At 60.8% G+C, this 17910-nt stretch carries 16 protein-coding genes; 5 read left to right on the top strand and 11 right to left on the bottom strand.

Features of this window, described 5'->3' with window-relative positions; translation table 11 throughout:
- Positions 1 to 47: 47 nt before the first annotated feature.
- Positions 48 to 1769, bottom strand: a complete 1722-nt coding sequence (gene aceK / locus J9870_RS07455) for a bifunctional isocitrate dehydrogenase kinase/phosphatase (protein WP_210643345.1) — start codon at positions 1767 to 1769, stop codon at positions 48 to 50.
- Between the two features lie 129 nt (positions 1770 to 1898).
- Between aceK and J9870_RS07450 the strand changes: the two genes are divergently transcribed.
- Positions 1899 to 2807, top strand: coding sequence for a DMT family transporter (locus J9870_RS07450; protein ID WP_210643344.1), 909 nt, complete (start codon positions 1899 to 1901; stop codon positions 2805 to 2807).
- 121 nt (positions 2808 to 2928) lie between these two features.
- Here J9870_RS07450 and J9870_RS07445 read toward each other — a convergent pair whose 3' ends face one another.
- The 3 genes from J9870_RS07445 to cysK form a co-directional block, all read right to left on the bottom strand.
- Positions 2929 to 3792, bottom strand: coding sequence for a DMT family transporter (locus tag J9870_RS07445; protein WP_210643343.1), 864 nt, complete (start codon positions 3790 to 3792; stop codon positions 2929 to 2931).
- 337 nt (positions 3793 to 4129) lie between these two features.
- Positions 4130 to 5068, bottom strand: a complete 939-nt coding sequence (locus J9870_RS07440; RefSeq protein WP_210643342.1) for an aspartyl/asparaginyl beta-hydroxylase domain-containing protein — start codon at positions 5066 to 5068, stop codon at positions 4130 to 4132.
- Between the two features lie 257 nt (positions 5069 to 5325).
- The gene (gene cysK / locus J9870_RS07435) at positions 5326 to 6300 is read right to left on the bottom strand and encodes a cysteine synthase A (RefSeq protein ID WP_210643341.1); all 975 of its coding nucleotides are present in this window, start codon (positions 6298 to 6300) and stop codon (positions 5326 to 5328) included.
- A gap of 130 nt (positions 6301 to 6430) precedes the next feature.
- Between cysK and J9870_RS07430 the strand changes: the two genes are divergently transcribed.
- From J9870_RS07430 to J9870_RS07420, 3 genes are all read left to right on the top strand, one after another.
- Positions 6431 to 7507 carry a DUF748 domain-containing protein gene (locus J9870_RS07430; RefSeq protein ID WP_210643340.1) on the top strand — a complete coding sequence of 359 codons (1077 nt, stop codon included), beginning with the start codon at positions 6431 to 6433 and terminating at the stop codon, positions 7505 to 7507.
- 206 nt (positions 7508 to 7713) lie between these two features.
- Positions 7714 to 8559 carry a MoxR family ATPase gene (locus J9870_RS07425; protein ID WP_003184225.1) on the top strand — a complete coding sequence of 282 codons (846 nt, stop codon included), beginning with the start codon at positions 7714 to 7716 and terminating at the stop codon, positions 8557 to 8559.
- Between the two features lie 34 nt (positions 8560 to 8593).
- On the top strand, positions 8594 to 9772 hold the full coding sequence (locus J9870_RS07420; protein ID WP_210643339.1) for a VWA domain-containing protein: 1179 nt from the start codon (positions 8594 to 8596) through the stop codon (positions 9770 to 9772).
- 110 nt (positions 9773 to 9882) lie between these two features.
- On the opposite strand, the gene J9870_RS07415 is transcribed toward J9870_RS07420, so the two are convergent.
- The 7 genes from J9870_RS07415 to J9870_RS07385 all read right to left on the bottom strand — a co-directional run bounded on the left by J9870_RS07415 (position 9883) and on the right by J9870_RS07385 (position 15754).
- On the bottom strand, positions 9883 to 10797 hold the full coding sequence (locus J9870_RS07415; protein ID WP_210643338.1) for a biotin-dependent carboxyltransferase family protein: 915 nt from the start codon (positions 10795 to 10797) through the stop codon (positions 9883 to 9885).
- Positions 10794 to 11498 (bottom strand): 5-oxoprolinase subunit PxpB, encoded by a 705-nt coding sequence (gene pxpB / locus J9870_RS07410; protein WP_210643337.1) that lies wholly within the window; start codon positions 11496 to 11498, stop codon positions 10794 to 10796. The genes J9870_RS07415 and pxpB overlap by 4 nt, the downstream gene beginning before the upstream one ends.
- Complete coding sequence (locus tag J9870_RS07405) at positions 11495 to 12247, bottom strand: 5-oxoprolinase subunit PxpA (protein ID WP_210643336.1); 753 nt, start codon at positions 12245 to 12247, stop codon at positions 11495 to 11497. Before J9870_RS07405 ends, pxpB begins: the two co-directional genes overlap by 4 nt.
- A 63-nt stretch (positions 12248 to 12310) precedes the next feature.
- Positions 12311 to 13597 carry an MFS transporter gene (locus J9870_RS07400; RefSeq protein WP_210643335.1) on the bottom strand — a complete coding sequence of 429 codons (1287 nt, stop codon included), beginning with the start codon at positions 13595 to 13597 and terminating at the stop codon, positions 12311 to 12313.
- Positions 13598 to 13892: 295 nt separating this feature from the next.
- The gene (locus tag J9870_RS07395; RefSeq protein WP_210643334.1) at positions 13893 to 14435 is read right to left on the bottom strand and encodes a DUF2937 family protein; all 543 of its coding nucleotides are present in this window, start codon (positions 14433 to 14435) and stop codon (positions 13893 to 13895) included.
- A gap of 12 nt (positions 14436 to 14447) precedes the next feature.
- A complete protein-coding gene (locus J9870_RS07390; protein WP_210643333.1) occupies positions 14448 to 15224 on the bottom strand; it encodes a class II glutamine amidotransferase in 777 nt (258 codons plus the stop codon).
- A gap of 32 nt (positions 15225 to 15256) precedes the next feature.
- A complete protein-coding gene (locus tag J9870_RS07385; protein ID WP_210643332.1) occupies positions 15257 to 15754 on the bottom strand; it encodes an MFS transporter in 498 nt (165 codons plus the stop codon).
- A 98-nt stretch (positions 15755 to 15852) separates the two neighbouring features.
- Between J9870_RS07385 and J9870_RS07380 the strand changes: the two genes are divergently transcribed.
- Positions 15853 to 17907: a S9 family peptidase gene (locus J9870_RS07380; RefSeq protein WP_210643331.1), complete on the top strand. Its 2055-nt coding sequence runs from the start codon at positions 15853 to 15855 to the stop codon at positions 17905 to 17907.
- Positions 17908 to 17910: the final 3 nt, after the last annotated feature.

The following is a 17910-nucleotide window of genomic DNA, read 5'->3' as shown; positions in this document are numbered from 1 at the left end:
GAGCAAGCTCGCTCCCACAGGGTTCTCGCAGGATTCAGGGTCGCTGGTTATTCGCTGTCCAGGTCTTTGCGCCGATACGGAAACACATCGATCACCTTCCCCGCCCGGATCGCCTCCTGCAGGCCTTTCCAGTAATCGGCGTTGTACAGCTCGCCATGCAACTGGTCGAACAGCTTGCGCTGCCCGGCGTCGGCGAACAGGAACGGCGGGAATTCTTCGGGGAATACGTCCAGCGGCCCGATGGAATACCAGGGCTCGGAGGCCATTTCGTCTTCCGGGGTGCGGGGCTCGGGGATGTGGCGGAAGTTGGCTTCGGTCAGGAAACAGATTTCATCGTAGTCGTAGAACACCACGCGGCCGTGACGGGTCACACCGAAGTTCTTGAGCAGCATGTCGCCGGGGAAGATATTGGCGGCCGCCAGTTGCTTGATGGCCAGGCCATAGTCTTCCAGGGCCTCGCGCACCTGGGCGTCGTTGGCGTTTTCCAGGTAGAGATTCAGCGGCGTCATGCGGCGTTCGGTCCAGCAGTGGCGAATCAACACCGTATCGCCTTCCACCGACACCGTGGAAGGCGCCACTTCCAGCAGTTCCTCCAGACACGCCGGTTCGAACTTGCTCAGGGGAAAGCGGAAATCGGCGAACTCCTGGGTATCGGCCATACGCCCGACCCGGTCGACACTTTTCACCAGGCGGTATTTTTCGATCACCGTGGCGCGGTCGACGTTTTTCGACGGCGAGAAACGGTCCTTGATGATCTTGAATACGGTGTTGAAACCCGGCAGCGTGAATACGCTCATGACCATGCCACGCACACCCGGGGCCATGATGAACTGGTCATCGGTGTTCGCCAGATGATTGATCAACGCCCGGTAGAACTCGGACTTGCCGTGCTTGTAGAAACCGATGGAGGTGTACAGCTCGGCGATGTGCTTGCCGGGCAAGATACGCTTGAGAAAGCCGATGAATTCCGCCGGCACCGGCACGTCCACCATGAAGTAGGAGCGGGTGAACGAAAAGATGATCGATACCTGCGCCTCATCGGTGATCAGCGCATCGATCTGGATGCCCCGACCTTCGCGGTGCAGCAGCGGGATCACCAGTGGCCATTGCTCGTCTCGGGTGTAGATCCGGCCCACCAGGTAGGCGCCCTTGTTGCGATAGAGCACTGAAGAAAACAACTCCACCGTCAGCTCCGGGTCCTTGCAGACCCAGTCCGGCAGGTTTTCCCGCAGTTGGGCTTCGAGGCGCTTCAGGTCACCTGGCAAGTCGGCGTAATCCTCGCTGAAGCGGTAATCGGCGAACACGTTCGCCAGCATCCGGTCCAGTTGCCCCTGGGGTTTGTAGGTCCGGGTCTGGGCCGCACGGGCGCGACGCAGGCTGGGGCGGGTGGTGTGGATGAACATCGTGCCATCACTGATCAGGTCATGACTGAACAGCCCGCAGAAGATCGAGTTGTACCAGGTCTCCGACAGTTCATCGTCAAAACGCAGGTCGATCAGGCTGATGTAGGCGCTTTTGACCAACGGCCAGCAACTGACATCCATCAACGACTCGGCGTCGAAGGCTTCGCGCAAATGGGCCACGGTTTCGAAGACTTTTTCTTCATATAAATTGATCCGCGCCGCCGAAGCCGCTTGCGCCTCTTGCCACCGGGCCTGCTCGAACCGGGCGCGGGCGCCATCGGTGATCTGCCGGAAATGCTCTCGATAATCGTCGAAACCTTCGAGGATCGACCGGGCGATATCGGTGGCGGGCCATGGTTGCGGCATAGGTAAACCTCGGCGGGTCATACTTGTTATAGGCGCCTGAGCTTAGAGGCCAATCGCGCGGCAACGCAACCATTGCCATCGGTATTCAGGACGGCGACACTTGCCGCCCAACCACGGAAGGAATGACTTGTGAACCTCGTCGATATTCTGCGTTTGCTGTCACTGGCCGCCATCTGGGGGGCAAGTTTTCTGTTCATGCGCATTATCGCCCCCGTCATTGGCACGATCCCCACCGCGTTCTTTCGCGTATCCATCGCCTTCGTCGGGCTGCTGGTGATCCTGGCGCTGATGCGCGTCGACTGGAATTTTCGCGGCAAACTGAAAGTGGTGATGGGGCTGGGTCTGATCAACTCGGGCATCCCGGCGACGTTTTACTCGCTGGCGGCCCAAGTACTACCAGCCGGTTACTCGGCGATCTTCAACGCCACCACGCCGTTGATGGGCGTGTTGATCGGCGGGCTGTTCTTCAGCGAAAAACTCACCACCGCCAAGGTCTGCGGTGTGTTTCTTGGGCTGTTCGGCGTCGGCATCCTGACCCGCGCCGGCCCGGTGGCCTTCGACCTGCAACTGCTGATGGGCGCCCTCGCCTGCCTGCTCGCCACCACGTGCTATGGCTTCGCCGGCTTCCTCACCCGTCGCTGGCTCGATCAGCAAGGTGGGCTGGACAGCCGTCTTTCGACCCTGGGCAGCATGTTTGGCGCCACGGTATTTTTGCTGCCGCTGTTTGGCTACAGCGTCATCAGCCAGCCACCGGCCAGTTGGGGAGGCTGGAGCGTCTGGCTGTCCCTGCTGGGGCTGGGCCTGGGGTGTACCGCGCTGGCGTATATCCTTTATTTCCGGCTGATCACCTCCATCGGCCCGGTCAAATCCATGACCGTAACGTTCCTGATCCCGCCGTTCGGCGTGCTATGGGGGGCGTTGCTACTGGATGAGCCGCTGGGAATGGCCCATTTGTATGGCGGGGTGTTGATCGCGGCGGCGTTGTGGTTGGTGTTGAAGCCTGGGGTGGCTAAGCCGGCTGAGGTGCCTGCCCGATAGCCCATCGGAGCCGCTGAAAATGCCATCGCGAGCAGGCTCGCTCCCACAAAGGGCTGTGCATGACCCTGTGGGAGCAAGCTTGCTTGCGATAGCGGTGGTACGGTTAGCGAATAGCTAAAGGCTAGCGTTTTTTACGAAACACAAACACCAACCCAACAATAATCAGCCCCATTCCCAGCCAACTCAGCAATGCCAGGCGGTTGCCAAACACCAGGTAGTCCATGATCGCCGTCACCGCCGGCACCAGGTAGAACAGGCTGGTGACATTCACCAGGTTGCCCCGTGCAATCAGCCGGTACAGCAGCAACGTCGCCAGCACCGACACCACCAGGCCCATCCACAACACCGGCACGATGAAACCGGCGTTGTGCTCGAAGTGAAACGGTTGGAACGGCACGAACGCCGCGCACAGCAGCAACCCGGCCAGGTACTGCACCGGCAATGTGCCCAGGGGATTATCGGTGATGCGCTTTTGCATGATAGAGCCGGCCGTCATGCTCACCAGCGCCAGCAACCCGTAGAGCATTCCAACCAGGGACATACCGGCCAGGCCGATCCCCTGGTAGACCACCATGATCAATCCCAGCAACCCCAACGTCAGGCCGAACAGCCGTTGCCAGGATCGCTGGCGCTCCACCAGCACCACCGTAAGGATCGGCTGCACGCCCATCAGCGTCGCCATCACCCCTGGGGTGACGTTCATTTGCAGGGCCAGCAGATAGAAAATCTGATAGGCGCCCAGCAGCACCATCCCGGTGGTCGCCGCGTATAGCAGCGGCTTGCCGGTCTTGGGCAGCTTGAACTTGAGCAATGGAATCAACAGCACCAGCGCACACAGCGCGATGGCAAAACGGATCAGCAGGAACGCAAAAGGTGAAGCGTGGGCCAGGCCCAATTTGGAAAAGATCGCCCCGCTGCTCCACAGCAGAACGAACAGGCTCGTGGAAGCCGCCGCCAATAAGGCGTTTTTGGATAGGAAAAACATGAATACCACCTGTAGTCAGGCAAAAGCCAACTCAGCCGAAGCTGAAATCCAGTAGTTTTTTCAGGCGGGCACAGGGAACGGCAACCGTTGCCGATCAGCCCTGAACGCCAACACCCGGCGGTGATACGACGGCGTACACCGGTGGGCTACTGACAGGTGGGGGGTATTGACCGATCTGCACAGGCTGCTGATTCCCGCACGGCACGACGCCAGCGTTGAACGCTGGAACCACAACCGCGATGACAGGGGATGCAGGCATGAGCCGATCTCTTGGAGGGTGGGTAGGAAAACCCATCGAGCGCCGACTATAACCAGCGCTCGATGGGTTAGGCAATGACTAAACGAACAGCCAATAGCCTAGGGCGGTTAGCACCGCCACCGCCAACACGGGCCGCATGACCCGGTAGGCCTTGGGATGCTTGCGTTTCCATTGCTTGACCCGGCCACTGATGCCGTCGCTGAACGACTTGCTCCAGGCGTAAGCCTGGTTGATGCCGCCAACGCGCTCGTCGTCGAGGTTCTGCGGCGCGGTGGCGCGGCCGAGGAAGGCGCTGATAGCGCGGTTCAGACGAGTCATCAATCGGCTTTTCAATGGTCGCTCGACGTCGCAGAACAGGATCACGCGAGTCTGCGGGGTTTCATTCTTGACCCAGTGCACATAGGTTTCATCGAACATCACGTCTTCGCCGTCGCGCCAGGCGTAGATCTGACCATCGACAAAGATCCGGCAGTCGTCGGAATTGGGCGTGGACAACCCCAGGTGATAGCGCAGGGAACCGGCGAACGGATCTCGATGGGGGTTCAAGTGGCTACCGCCCGGCAGCAAGGCAAACATCGCGCCCCGCACGTTGGGAATCTGGTTGACCAGCTCGACGGTGCGGGGACACAGCAATTCGGCAGACGGCAGCGCTTTGTCGTACCACTTGAGGTAGAAGCGTTTCCAGCCTTTCTTGAAGAACGAGCCGAAGCCGGCGTCGTTGTTCTTTTCCGCCGCCCGGATGTACCCCTCGTCGAACAGGTGCATGGCCTCGTCGCGGATGACTTGCCAGTTGTCCTTGAGCACATCCAGTTCCGGGAACTTGCTGCGGTCCAGGTAAGGCTTGGAGGGCACGCTGGAGAACAGGTACATCAAGGTGTTATAGGGGGCGAACAAAGCCGAGTGGTTAACGAACTGACGCAATACCGGCAAACGCGCCTTGCCGCGCAAATGCACGTAAAGCGTACTGCCTAGAAACAGCAGCAACACTGAGGCCTTGGCGACAAACGAAACGGTCATTTACAACTCCTTGTCAAAAAACAACTTACGCAACGTCATCAACCCGGCGCAGCGGCCGGCCATTTTATAGATCGAGGCCAGGCGAAGAAACCGCCTGGCGCAATATTCACTGTTGAGGATCACGCAACAATGTCCTTGTTAACATGCGTGACCTGAATCGTGGCTGACACCAATCAAAATACCCTGCTTTCAGCCCATCCCTCCCTCAATGGCGAAGGGGCGTTGTGGCGAGTGCCCTCGCCACCTCCTGCATGCGGTTACTGTTGCGTCTCCTGCTCAGTGAACAAATCACTGAACAACATGCTCGACAGGTAGCGCTCGCCCGAATCGGGCAGGATCACCACGATGGTCTTGCCCTGCATTTCCGGCTTTTCCGCCAGGCGTACGGCCACGGCCATCGCCGCGCCACAAGAGATTCCACAGAGGATGCCCTCTTCCTGCATCAAGCGCAGGGCCATGGCCTTGGACTCTTCGTCAGTGACTCGCTCAACCTGATCGACGATCGACAGATCAAGGTTCTTCGGCACAAATCCAGCGCCTATCCCCTGGATCTTATGCGGGCTGGGCTTGATCTCCTGCCCTGCCATGGCCTGGGTAATCACCGGCGAAACCTCAGGCTCCACCGCCACCGACAGGATCGGTTTGCCACAGGTGTTCTTGATATACCGCGACACCCCGGTGATGGTTCCGCCAGTGCCGACGCCGGCCACCAGCACATCGACCGCGCCATCGGTGTCGTTCCAGATTTCCGGGCCGGTGGTCTTTTCGTGGATCGCCGGATTCGCCGGGTTGTCGAACTGCTGCGGCATGAAGTACTTGGAAGGGTCGCTGGCCAGGATCTCGGCAGCTTTCTCGATGGCCCCTTTCATCCCCTTGGCCGGTTCAGTGAGCACCAGCTCCGCCCCCAGGGCCTTGAGCACCTTGCGCCGTTCGATGCTCATGGACGCCGGCATGGTCAGCATCAGCTTGTAGCCACGGGCGGCAGCGACAAACGCCAGGCCGATACCCGTATTGCCCGAGGTCGGCTCGACGATGGTCATGCCGGGCTTGAGCTTGCCCGAGCTCTCAGCGTCCCAGATCATGTTCGCGCCGATCCGGCACTTGACCGAATACCCTGGGTTACGCCCTTCGATCTTGGCCAGGATGGTCACGCCGCGTGGGGCGATGCGGTTGATCTGCACCAGTGGCGTATTGCCGATGGAGTGAGCGTTGTCAGCGAATATACGGCTCATGGCTGGGTCCTTAATGCAGCGGGAATTTAGCGCTTAAAGGTATGCCTGTTGCCCATGGGCGTCCAGTTGCACCGAACGTTCCAGTTGTTACGACAGTCAATGGATTTAACACCGCTGGAGACTGACTGACATGAAGCGTCGATACAGCTGGCCACTGTGGACTCTCGCCGCCATCGTTGTGGTACTCGTGGCCCTGCATTTCACCCTGCCCTATCTGGTGCGCAACTACCTGAACGACAAACTGGCCGACATGGGCGACTACCGCGGCCAGGTTCTCGATGTAGACCTGGCGCTCTGGCGCGGGGCCTACCGGATCAATGGCCTGAAAATTGTCAAGGTCGACGGCAAGGTCCCGGTGCCGTTCGTCGATGCGCCGTTGATCGACCTGTCGGTGAGTTGGCATTCGCTGTGGTACGACCATGCGGTGGTGGCCGAGGTCGAGTTCGCCCGTCCCGAAGTGAACTTTGTCGACGGTGGGGCCAACCGGCAAGACTCCCAGACCGGCCGGGGCACCAACTGGCGCGAACAACTGAGCAAATTGCTGCCCATCACCCTCAACGAAGTGCGGATCAGGGATGGCAAGGTCACCTTTCGCAATTTCAACTCCAAGCCGCCGGTCAATCTGCGGGCCACCGACGTCAACGCCAGCTTCTATAACCTGACCAACGTGGTCGACACCAAAGGCAAGCGCGACGCCCGTTTCGAGGGCAAGGCCCTGGTGGCCGAACACGCGCCCCTGGAGATGCAGGCCACCTTCGACCCGTTGAGCAACTTCGAGGATTTCGACTTCCGCCTTCGGGCCAAGAACATCGAACTCAAGCGTCTGAACGATTTCGCCGCCGCCTATGGCAAATTCGATTTCAATGCTGGCCATGGCGACCTGGTGATCGAAGCTGAAGCCGACAACGCCAAGCTCAGCGGCTACATCAAGCCATTGCTGCGTGATGTCGATGTGTTCGACTGGCAGCAGGACGTGGAAAACAAGAACAAAAACATCTTCCGTTCCGTCTGGGAAGCGCTGGTCGGCACAGGCGAAACCGCCCTCAAGAACCAACGCAAGAACCAGTTCGCCACCCGGGTGGAACTCAGCGGCAATGTTCACCAGCAGGACATCAGCGCCTTCGAAGCCTTCCTGCAAATCCTGCGCAACGGTTTCGTCCAGGCCTTCAATGCTCGCTACGAACAACCGCCGCCTTCGACCGACTAAGGTGTTTGCGGCTTATTTGTGGCGAGGGAGTGGAGCGTGCCTCTTAGAAATGCGCCGAGACCGAGTCAACATGTGACGCTCCATTCAGAGACTGAATACAGCGTCTGCGTTCACAGTCGGCGGGGCGTCGCGTTATAGTCGGGCACGACATTTATTTCCCGCGCCCCGCCTCGTCAGGCCGGCGACACCGTTCGAGGAATTGCAGAATGAAGTTCGAAGGCACCAGCGCCTACGTGGCCACCGATGACTTGAAGCTGGCCGTGAACGCCGCCATCACCCTGGAGCGACCATTGCTGGTCAAGGGTGAACCGGGCACCGGCAAGACCATGCTGGCCGAACAACTGGCTGAGTCCTTCGGCGCGCGCCTGATTACCTGGCACATCAAGTCCACCACCAAGGCTCACCAGGGCCTGTACGAGTACGACGCGGTCAGCCGCCTGCGGGACTCGCAGTTGGGCGTGGACAAGGTCCACGACGTGCGCAACTACCTGAAGAAAGGCAAGCTCTGGGAAGCGTTCGAGTCCGAGGAGCGGGTCATCCTGTTGATCGACGAGATCGACAAGGCCGACATCGAGTTCCCCAATGACCTGCTGCAAGAACTCGACAAGATGGAGTTCTACGTCTACGAGACCGACGAAACCATCAAGGCCAAGCAGCGGCCGATCATCATCATTACCTCCAACAACGAAAAAGAGCTGCCGGACGCATTCCTGCGCCGCTGCTTCTTCCACTACATCGCCTTCCCCGACCGCGTCACCCTGCAGAAAATCGTCGATGTGCATTACCCGGATATCAAGAAAGACCTGGTCAGCGAAGCGCTGGACGTGTTCTTCGACGTGCGTAAGGTACCGGGCCTGAAGAAAAAGCCTTCCACCTCCGAACTGGTGGACTGGCTCAAGCTGCTGATGGCCGACAACATTGGCGAAGCGGTGCTGCGCGAGCGGGATCCGACCAAGGCCATCCCGCCCCTGGCCGGCGCCCTGGTCAAGAACGAACAGGACGTGCAATTGCTTGAGCGCCTGGCGTTCATGAGCCGTCGCGGCACTCGCTGATCCTCTTCGTTTAACAAGAGCGAGGGCGATTGCCATGCTGCTTAACCTGTTCAATGAAATGCGCGCCGCCAAGGTGCCCGTGTCGGTGCGTGAACTGCTGGACCTGATCAACGCCCTGAAACAGCGGGTGATCTTCGCCGACATGGACGAGTTCTATTACCTGGCCCGGGCGATCCTGGTGAAGGACGAACGGCATTTCGACAAGTTCGACCGGGCGTTCGCCGCTTACTTCAATGGCCTGGAAAAACTCGACGATCATCTCCAGGCATTGATTCCCGAAGACTGGTTGCGCAAGGAATTCGAGCGCTCGCTGAGCGACGAAGAGCGGGCGCAGATCCAGTCCCTGGGTGGCCTGGACAAGTTGATCGAAGAATTCAAGAAGCGCCTGGAAGAACAGAAGGAACGCCATGCCGGCGGCAACAAGTGGATCGGCACTGGTGGCACCAGCCCGTTCGGTTCCGGTGGTTTCAACCCCGAAGGCATCCGCGTCGGCGACGCTGGCAAGCGCCAGGGCAAAGCGGTGAAGGTCTGGGACCAGCGCGAATACAAGAACCTCGACGACCAGGTGGAACTGGGAACCCGTAACATCAAGATCGCCCTGCGCCGCCTGCGCAAGTTCGCCCGCCAGGGCGCGGCCGAAGAACTGGACATCGACGGTACCATCGACCACACCGCCCGGGACGCCGGCCTGTTGAACATCCAGATGCGCCCGGAGCGACGCAACACCGTGAAGCTGTTGCTGCTGTTCGACATCGGCGGTTCAATGGATGCCCACGTGAAAATCTGCGAAGAATTGTTCTCGGCCTGCAAGACCGAGTTCAAGCATCTGGAGTATTTCTACTTCCACAACTTCGTGTACGAGTCGGTATGGAAGAACAACCTGCGCCGCACCTCGGAGCGCACTTCGACCCTGGACCTGCTGCACAAGTACGGTGCCGACTACAAAGTGATCTTCATCGGTGACGCGGCCATGGCGCCTTATGAAATCACCCAGGCCGGCGGCAGCGTCGAACATTGGAACGAAGAAGCCGGTTACGTCTGGATGCAGCGCTTCATGGAGAAGTACAAGAAGCTCATCTGGATCAATCCTTACCCCAAGGACACCTGGGGTTATACCGCCTCGACCAATATCGTGCGGGAATTGGTGGAAGAGCGGATGTATCCGCTGACCTTGCAGGGGTTGGAGGAAGGGATGCGGTTTCTTTCCAAGTAGATCTTGGTTGCCCATTCGGGCGTCATCGCGAGCAAGCTCGCTCCCACACTGGATCTTCGTCACACATGAGATCCCTTGTGGGAGCGAGCTTGCTCGCGATGCTTTTAGCGCTAGAGAAAACTACGCAAACACTCCACCTGCTGCCGATGCGCAACCTCCTGCACCACTGGCCTCAATCGCACCTGCGTCCCCGGCAGGCGTTGCGCCAGCCGGGCCAGGGCCAACGGCGTCAAGGCACCCAGGCGTGGATAGCCGCCAATGGTTTGCCGGTCGTTGAGCAACACGATCGGCTGGCCGTCTGGCGGTACCTGCACAGCACCCAGGGGGATACCCTCGGAAATCATCGCCGGCCCCTGGTATTGCAGGGCCGTGCCGAGCAACCGAATGCCCATGCGATCGGCGCGGCTGTCCAGGGTCCAGGCGGTGTTGAACGCATCAAACAGGCTCTGCCCGCTGAACGCGCCATTCTGCGCACCGAGGATCAGATCCAGCGGCGAGTCCTGCTGAAAATCCGGAACAAGTGTGCGCGGCATCGGCCGAGGTGTCGCCAAGCCGCAATAGCTCAGGTGCGCACCGCGTTTCAACGGCCGCCCCAGTCCATCCAGGCCGCCAAGCTCTTCACGCACCACCGTCGAACGACTGCCCAGCACCGCCGGCGCTTCGAACCCGCCGGGGGCCGCGAGGTACGCCCGGGCGCCGAGCACCGGTTGGGTGAATACCAGGGTCTGACCTTGGCGCAGGCTAAAAAAGCGCCACGACGCTACCGGCTGCTCGTCCACCCGCGCTCCCAGATCCGCCCCGGCCAGGGCCAGCACGCAATCGTCTTCGGCCACCACCGTGAAACCGCCGAGGGTAATTTCCACCACCGCCGCGTTCGGGTCGTTGCCCAACATCCAATTGGCCCAGGCCATCGACAGCCAATCCGCCGCGCCGCCCTGGGTCACGCCCAAATGCCTGACGCCGAAACGCCCGATGTCCTGCAACAGGCACAACGGTGTGCTGGCCTCGATCAATAAGCGGCTCATGCCTGGGCCTCCAGCGGTGTATCGTCGCCGCCCAGGGCGATGAATTCGGCGTGATCCACGGCGGCAAAACGCACCGTGTCACCAGGCTGCATCAGGCTGTAGCCGTCACGCGCGCGGTCGAACAGTTTGGCCGGGGTACGCCCGATCAGGTTCCAGCCACCGGGCGACACCACCGGGTACGCCGCAGTCTGGCGCTCGGCAATGCCGACGCTGCCCGCCGCCACGCGCTTGCGTGGCGTATCGAGGCGCGGTGCCGCCAGTGCTTCGTCCACCAGCCCCATGAAGGCGAATCCAGGGGCGAAGCCCAGGGCGAACACTTGATATTCGCGCTCGCTATGGCGACGGATCACCTGGGCGACCGTCAAGCCGCTACGGCTCGCCAGCAGGTCTAGTTCGGGCCCGACACCGGAGTCGTACCACACCGGCAGCACGTGGCATTGGCCGGTAGAGCGGGCATCTGGTGAAAGATTATTCAGCGCCTCACCGATCAAGTCCCGGGCCTGGACCGGCGTCAGCGCCAACATATCGTAATGCACCATCAACGTGGTGTAGGACGGCACCAGATCGATCAGATGCTCGGCGAATACCGCTTTGAGCCGCGCACTGGCAGCAAGCATCCACGGCATGTTGGCCTCGGCGATTTCATCGAACAGGCGCACCATCAAGCAGTCCACTGCCACCACTTCCAAGCGTGGTTTCATGGTGCACTCTGCCGGTCCAGAGCTTCGCGGATGCGTTGTACGGCCGCCACTGAACTGGCGTTGTCACCGTGCACGCACAAGGTATTGGCCTTCAGGTTCAGAGCGCTGCCGTCGCTGGCGGTCAACGCATCGCCACGGGCAATGGTCAGGGCCTGCCCGATGATGACCTCGGGATCATGGTGCACAGCACCCGGCGCTTGCCGCGATACAAGACGACCGGCGCTGTCGTAGGCGCGATCGGCAAACGCTTCGAACCACAGGGTCAGGCCATATTCGTCGCCCAGGGCTTGCGCGGCGCTATTGTCCCGGGTCGCCATGAGCATCAGCGGCAGCGCCCGATCATAGGCGGCAACCGCCTGGATCACTGCACGCAGTTGCGCCGGATTGGCCATCATGTCGTTGTACATCGCGCCATGGGGTTTGACGTAGCTGACCCGCCCACCCTGGGCCCGGCAAATACCGTCGAGGGCGCCGATCTGGTAGTGCAGCAAATCCTGTAGTTCCTGGGCGCCATAGGCCATGGAGCGGCGGCCGAAGCCCGCCAGGTCCTGATAGGCCGGGTGCGCGCCGATCCGCACGCCGTGACTCAGGGCCAGGCTGACGGTCTTGCGCATGATGCTCGGGTCGCCGGCGTGAAAGCCGCAGGCGATGTTGGCGCAATCGATGAAGGGCATGACCTCGGCGTCCAGACCCATGGTCCAGTTGCCGAAGCTCTCGCCGATGTCGCAGTTCAATAGCAGGCGGCTCACGGTGAACGCTCCTGTAGGTTCTTTCTTCGTTTAACTGTGGGACATGTGCCCGCAGGTTATCAGTTACTCAGCTTCCAACTGCTTGCCTTGGGTTTCCGGCAGGCTTAGCGCCGCCAGTATCACCACGCCATAGGACACCGCCGCAAATGCGCCGATACCCACACTCAACGGCACTTTCTGGCTCAGCAAGCCGATCAATAGCGGGAACGTTGCCGCCAACGCCCGACCTATGTTGTAGCAAAAACCCTGGCCCGAACCGCGAATGCGTGTCGGGAACAGCTCGGTGAGGAACGAGCCCATGCCGCTGAACATGCCCGAGGCGAAGAAGCCCAGGGGAAAGCCCAGCCAGAGCATTACGTTATTGCTTACATGCAACTGGGTATACAGCAGCACAATGGTGAATGAACCGACTGCGTACAGGACGAAGTTCTTTTTCCGACCCAGGATGTCCGACAGATACGCACTGATGACATAACCGACGTAGGAACCGACGATTACCATTGCCAGATATCCACCGGTGCTCAACACGCTCAAGCCTCGCTCATTTTTCAGGAAAGTCGGCAACCAAGAGGTGATGGCGTAGTAGCCGCCCAGGGCACCGGTGGTCAGCAATGAGGCACGAAGGGTGGTGAAGAGTATGCCGGGGGCGAATATCTCGTAGAACTTCGCGGGATTGCTCGGTGTTTGCCGGGCCTTGGCCTGGTTATAGACTTCCGGATCCTTGACCAGGCGCCGGACGAATATCACGAACACCGCTGGGACAATGCCAAGGATAAACAAGGCGCGCCAGGCATCTTCCGGCGGCAATACCGAGAACAGCAGCGCATACAGAATCGCCGTCATCCCCCAACCCAGCGCCCAACCCGACTGCACCATGCCCACGGCCTTGCCGCGGTCCTTGGCGCGGATCACTTCGCCCATCAACACTGCGCCGGCGGTCCACTCGCCGCCGAAGCCAAAGCCCATCAGCGTGCGGGCGATCAACAGTTGTTCGTAATTCTGGGCAAAGCCGCACAGGAAGGTGAAGAAGGCGAACCACAGCACGGTCAGTTGCAACGTGCGCACTCGACCGATGCGGTCGGAAAGAATGCCTGCCACCCAGCCGCCAATGGCCGAAGCGATCAGGGTGCTGGTATGAATCAGCCCTGCCTGTCCGGTGGTAATGCCCCACATCGCGATCAGGGTCGGCACCACGAAGCTGAGCATCTGGGTGTCCATGCCATCCAGGGCGTAGCCGATCTTGCAGCTCCAGAAGGTGCGACGTTCCTGCTGGTTGATGTTGCGGTACCAATCGAACGGGCCGGAACGGGCCTGGGGTTTGGGGACGCCGAGCGTGTCGGGTGCACTCATGGTGGTTCTCCACGGTTTTATTGTTCTAAGCCTCGACGATGCACGTGGAGACCGGTGTCCAGATTCTTGAGCGCGCACGCGGTGGCGTCCAACGAATAAAACACCGGTTGGGTCATAAGAAAAAGTTGATTGGATACATCGGACGGTCTGACTGAACACTGTTGTGGCGAGGGATTTATCCGCTCGCCCCAAAAAGCCCTTCGACCCGAGGTGTATCGATCGTTCCTACGCTCCTGCGTGGGAATGTCGCCAGGGACGCTCCCTCGCCACAAAAGCCCATTGAGCAATCGTGTAGTCAGAGCCCGCGCAAATCCCGCTCTTCAATCGGCCGGCTCTGGCGCAGGCGCTTGCCGCCCAACACCACCCAGTCGATCAGGCGGAACAGGCATTCCAGGCCGAACGACAGCAACAAGGCGCCGCTGATGCCCCAGATCATCGCCTCGGGGGTCAGCAGGATCTGGTAGCTGTAGCCGTTCCAGGTTTCCTTGCGAATATCCGGATCGGCGGCCAGCGCCACTTGCAGCAAGCGGATGTACCACGGGCCTTGCATCGCCTGGAATTGCTTGTCCAAAGCCTGTTGGCGCACCAGCAGGGTGTTCAGGCTATCGGCATCGCTGCGAAAGATCGGGTCTTCGCTGGCGCGGTAATGGGCCACCAAGGCTTGCATGTCGCCCTTGAAGAACTGGTTGGCGGTGCCCTGGAAACCCTGCAGGCCGGCCTGCGCTTCGATCAAGTGCGCCTCGACCCGCTTGGCGTAATCACTGATGAAACCCGGCACCTGGACCCCAACCAGCAGGCCCACTGCGAACAACACCAACCGTAGATAACTGAGCAACATAACGTGACGTCCTTATTCGGTCTGGCCATGGCTGACGCATTCACCGCGCCGCCACAGGCTCCATTGGCCCGGTTCGTAGCGGGTCCAGGTTTCGTTTTCGGTCAAGGGTTCGGTGGCGATGACCGTGACCACGTCGTTGGGCGTGGTTTCGGCCTGGAAATCGACAATCACGTCCACGTCCTTGAGCCGCGCCGGACCGAACGGGGCGCGCCGGGTGATCTGGGCCAGTTTGGTCGAGCAGTAGCAGAACAGCCAGTCCCCGTCGCTCAGCAAACAGTTGAACACGCCCTTGCTGCGGTATTCGGCGCAGGCCTGGATCAAGGACGGCAGCAATTGCTCGACCTCCACCGGTTCCGGAAAAGCCTGGCGCACGCGGTTGAGCAAATCGCAGAACGCCGCTTCGCTGTCGGTATCGCCCACTGGCCGGTAGAAACTGACTTCAGGCTGGAAATCGGCGAGTTGGCCGTTGTGGGCAAAGCACCAGTTGCGGCCCCACAACTCACGCACGAACGGGTGCGTGTTGGACAGGCAAACCTTGCCGACGTTAGCCTGGCGGATGTGCCCGATCACCACTTCGCTCTTGATCGGATAGCGCTGTACCAGGTTCGCCACTTCCGACTCGCTGCTGGCCGCCGGGTCCTGGAACAGGCGCAGGCCACGGCCCTCATAGAAGGCGATGCCCCAGCCGTCGCGGTGCGGCCCGGTCTTGCCGCCACGCTGCATCAGTCCGGTGAAGCTGAACACGATGTCGGTCGGCACATTGGCGCTCATGCCCAATAACTCACACATGCTCGAACTCTCGCTTCAAAGGGCAGGCCTGGCTACAGACGTGGTTCTATACGCGAACGCTGGGGGTTGCTCGGCACTGGCGGGCGACCGTAGCGGTCATCACCAGCCACGCCGAACGGTGGCTCATCCTCGGGCTCATCGGCGGCAGCGGCGGCTTTTGCCGCGGCCGCCCGCTCCTTGCGAGCCTTGGCGGCACGCTCGATGGGGAAGCGGATCAGCACGAAAACCAAGTAGAGACCGAAGGCGATCATGCCGTACATGAGCAGATCGGAAGCCGCACGCCAGACGTTGTTGCCGACTTTGAACAGCACGTCCAGGGCAACAATGGCCAGGGCCGGGGCGACCTTTTCCTTCACCGGATCAACGATGGTAGGGCTGAACAGCAACACCGCCATCAGCAACCGCAGCGGCTCACGCAGCCAGCGCCACATCCAGCGGGTCATGCGCATCCATACCAACAGGCAGCCCACGGCGGCGAAGGCATAGAGGCCCCAGGCAATCAGATAGTCGTTCTCGGTCATGGTGTCCATGGCAAGGCAGGCAAATAGGCGCTTATAGTAACGGCTTTTCGCTCGTCAGGCTGCCCCGGCATCTGCCGAGCTTTTCGTACAACGTTCGAGAGCCTTACATGTCCCTATCTGCCCACGTTACCAATGCCCCGATTGCCCACAGGGACGCCGGCGTTGACCCGTACGCCTGGCTGCAGGAGCGCGACACCGACGCCGTGCTCGACTATCTCAAGGCGGAAAACAGCTACCAAGAGGCGCAACTCGCCGACCAGGCCGGGCTGCGCGAAACCCTGTTCCAGGAAATCAAGGGCCGGATCCTTGAGACCGATCTGTCGCTGCCCTCGCCCTGGGGTCCGTACCTGTATTACACCCGCACCACGGCCGGTGACGAATACCCGCGCCACTACCGCTGCCCGCGCCCGGCCGATGACAGCCTGAGCGTGGATGAAAGCCGCGAACAGCTGCTGCTGGACCCGAATGCGTTGGCTGGCGGCGGCTTCTTCTCCCTCGGCGCCTTCAGTATCAGCCCCGACCACCAGCGTCTGGCCTATAGCCTGGACACCACGGGCGAAGAGATCTACACGCTGTTCGTGAAGGAATTGTCCAACGACAGGGTCAGCGAACTGTCCTTCGAACAGTGCGACGGCAGCATGACCTGGGCCAACGACAGCCTGACGCTGTTTTTCGGCGAGCTGGACGAGACCCATCGCCCCCACAAGCTCTGGCGCTATCGCCTGGATGGCACCGCCGCCGAAGAGGTGTTCCATGAGACGGACGGGCGCTTCTTCCTGCATTGCTACCGTTCAAGCTCCGAGCGGCAGTTGATCCTGTCCCTGGGCAGCAAGACCACCAGCGAAGTCTGGGTGCTCGACGCCACGCAGCCGCAACAGCCCTTCACCTGCCTGGCGCCACGCCTGGAAAACCATGAATACGACGTCGACCACGGCCTGCTCGACGGCCAATGGAGCTGGCTGATCCGCAGCAATCGCGACGGGATCAACTTTGCCTTGTACCAGGCCGCCGACACGGGCGTGGTGCCGACCGAAGCCGACTGGCAGAACCTGATCCCCCACAGCGACACGGTGATGATCGACGGCCTGAGTCTGAACGCCGGGGCCATGACCCTGAGCCTGCGTGAAGGCGGCCTGCCGATCATCGAGGTTCACCCACAGGATCTGCCGGCGTATCGCGTGCAATTGCCGGACGCGGCCTACAGCCTGCATGTGCAGAACAGTCTGGAGTTCGTCAGCGACCGTATCCGCCTGCGCTACGAAGCCCTGAACCGCCCGGCGCAGATCCGCCAACTGGACCTGGCCAGCGGCGAACAGGTGGTCCTCAAGCAAACCCCGGTACTGGGCCCGTTCGACGCCGATGCCTACGTCAGCCAGCGGCTTTGGGCGACGGCGCCGGACGGTACGCAGGTGCCCATCAGCCTGGTGGTCAAACGTGAAGCCCTCGGCCAACCGGTACCGCTGTATTTGTACGGCTATGGCGCCTATGGCGAAAGCCTCGACCCCTGGTTTTCCCATTCGCGGCTGAGCCTGCTCGACCGTGGCGTGGCGTTCGCCATCGCCCACGTGCGCGGCGGCGGTGAGCTGGGCGAAGCCTGGTACCGTGCCGGCAAGCAGGAACACAAGCACAACACCTTCAGCGACTTCATCGCCTGCGCCGAGCATTTGATCGCCAACGGTTTCACCACCGCCGAGCAACTGGCGATCAGCGGTGGCAGTGCCGGCGGCTTGCTGATCGGCGCGGTGCTCAATCAACGCCCGGAGCTGTTCAAGGTTGCGATTGCCGAAGTGCCGTTCGTCGATGTGCTCAACACCATGCTCGACCCGGACCTGCCATTGACCGTCACCGAATACGACGAATGGGGTAATCCCGAGGAGCCAGACGTTTATGATCGGATCCGGGCCTACGCGCCGTACGAAAACGTCAGCGCCCAGGCGTATCCGGCGCTGTTGGTGATCGCCGGTTACAACGACAGCCGCGTGCAGTATTGGGAAGCGGCCAAGTGGGTGGCGAAATTGCGCGCCACCAAGACCGATGACAACCCCTTGCTGCTCAAGACCGAACTGGGCGCTGGCCACGGCGGGATGAGCGGGCGTTACCAGGGATTGCGTGACGTAGCGCTCGAATATGCATTTGTTTTGAAGGTTTTGGGGTTGGGTTGAGGA

This window comes from Pseudomonas sp. Tri1 (assembly GCF_017968885.1).
Classification (GTDB): Bacteria; Pseudomonadota; Gammaproteobacteria; order Pseudomonadales; family Pseudomonadaceae; genus Aquipseudomonas.
Note: the sequence above shows the minus strand (reverse complement) of the source record. Positions and strands in the feature narration are given on the sequence as shown.

What these genes read in the sequence shown, in the direction of transcription:
- aceK (WP_210643345.1), bottom strand. Translation starts at nt 1,769, where the DNA reads ATGCCGCAACCATGGCCCGCCACCGATATCGCCCGGTCGATCCTCGAA.
- J9870_RS07445 (WP_210643343.1), bottom strand. Translation starts at nt 3,792, where the DNA reads ATGTTTTTCCTATCCAAAAACGCCTTATTGGCGGCGGCTTCCACGAGC.
- J9870_RS07440 (WP_210643342.1), bottom strand. Translation starts at nt 5,068, where the DNA reads ATGACCGTTTCGTTTGTCGCCAAGGCCTCAGTGTTGCTGCTGTTTCTA.
- cysK (WP_210643341.1), bottom strand. Translation starts at nt 6,300, where the DNA reads ATGAGCCGTATATTCGCTGACAACGCTCACTCCATCGGCAATACGCCA.
- J9870_RS07430 (WP_210643340.1), top strand. Translation starts at nt 6,431, where the DNA reads ATGAAGCGTCGATACAGCTGGCCACTGTGGACTCTCGCCGCCATCGTT.
- J9870_RS07425 (WP_003184225.1), top strand. Translation starts at nt 7,714, where the DNA reads ATGAAGTTCGAAGGCACCAGCGCCTACGTGGCCACCGATGACTTGAAG.
- J9870_RS07420 (WP_210643339.1), top strand. Translation starts at nt 8,594, where the DNA reads ATGCTGCTTAACCTGTTCAATGAAATGCGCGCCGCCAAGGTGCCCGTG.
- J9870_RS07415 (WP_210643338.1), bottom strand. Translation starts at nt 10,797, where the DNA reads ATGAGCCGCTTATTGATCGAGGCCAGCACACCGTTGTGCCTGTTGCAG.
- pxpB (WP_210643337.1), bottom strand. Translation starts at nt 11,498, where the DNA reads ATGAAACCACGCTTGGAAGTGGTGGCAGTGGACTGCTTGATGGTGCGC.
- J9870_RS07400 (WP_210643335.1), bottom strand. Translation starts at nt 13,597, where the DNA reads ATGAGTGCACCCGACACGCTCGGCGTCCCCAAACCCCAGGCCCGTTCC.
- J9870_RS07395 (WP_210643334.1), bottom strand. Translation starts at nt 14,435, where the DNA reads ATGTTGCTCAGTTATCTACGGTTGGTGTTGTTCGCAGTGGGCCTGCTG.
- J9870_RS07390 (WP_210643333.1), bottom strand. Translation starts at nt 15,224, where the DNA reads ATGTGTGAGTTATTGGGCATGAGCGCCAATGTGCCGACCGACATCGTG.
- J9870_RS07385 (WP_210643332.1), bottom strand. Translation starts at nt 15,754, where the DNA reads ATGGACACCATGACCGAGAACGACTATCTGATTGCCTGGGGCCTCTAT.
- J9870_RS07380 (WP_210643331.1), top strand. Translation starts at nt 15,853, where the DNA reads ATGTCCCTATCTGCCCACGTTACCAATGCCCCGATTGCCCACAGGGAC.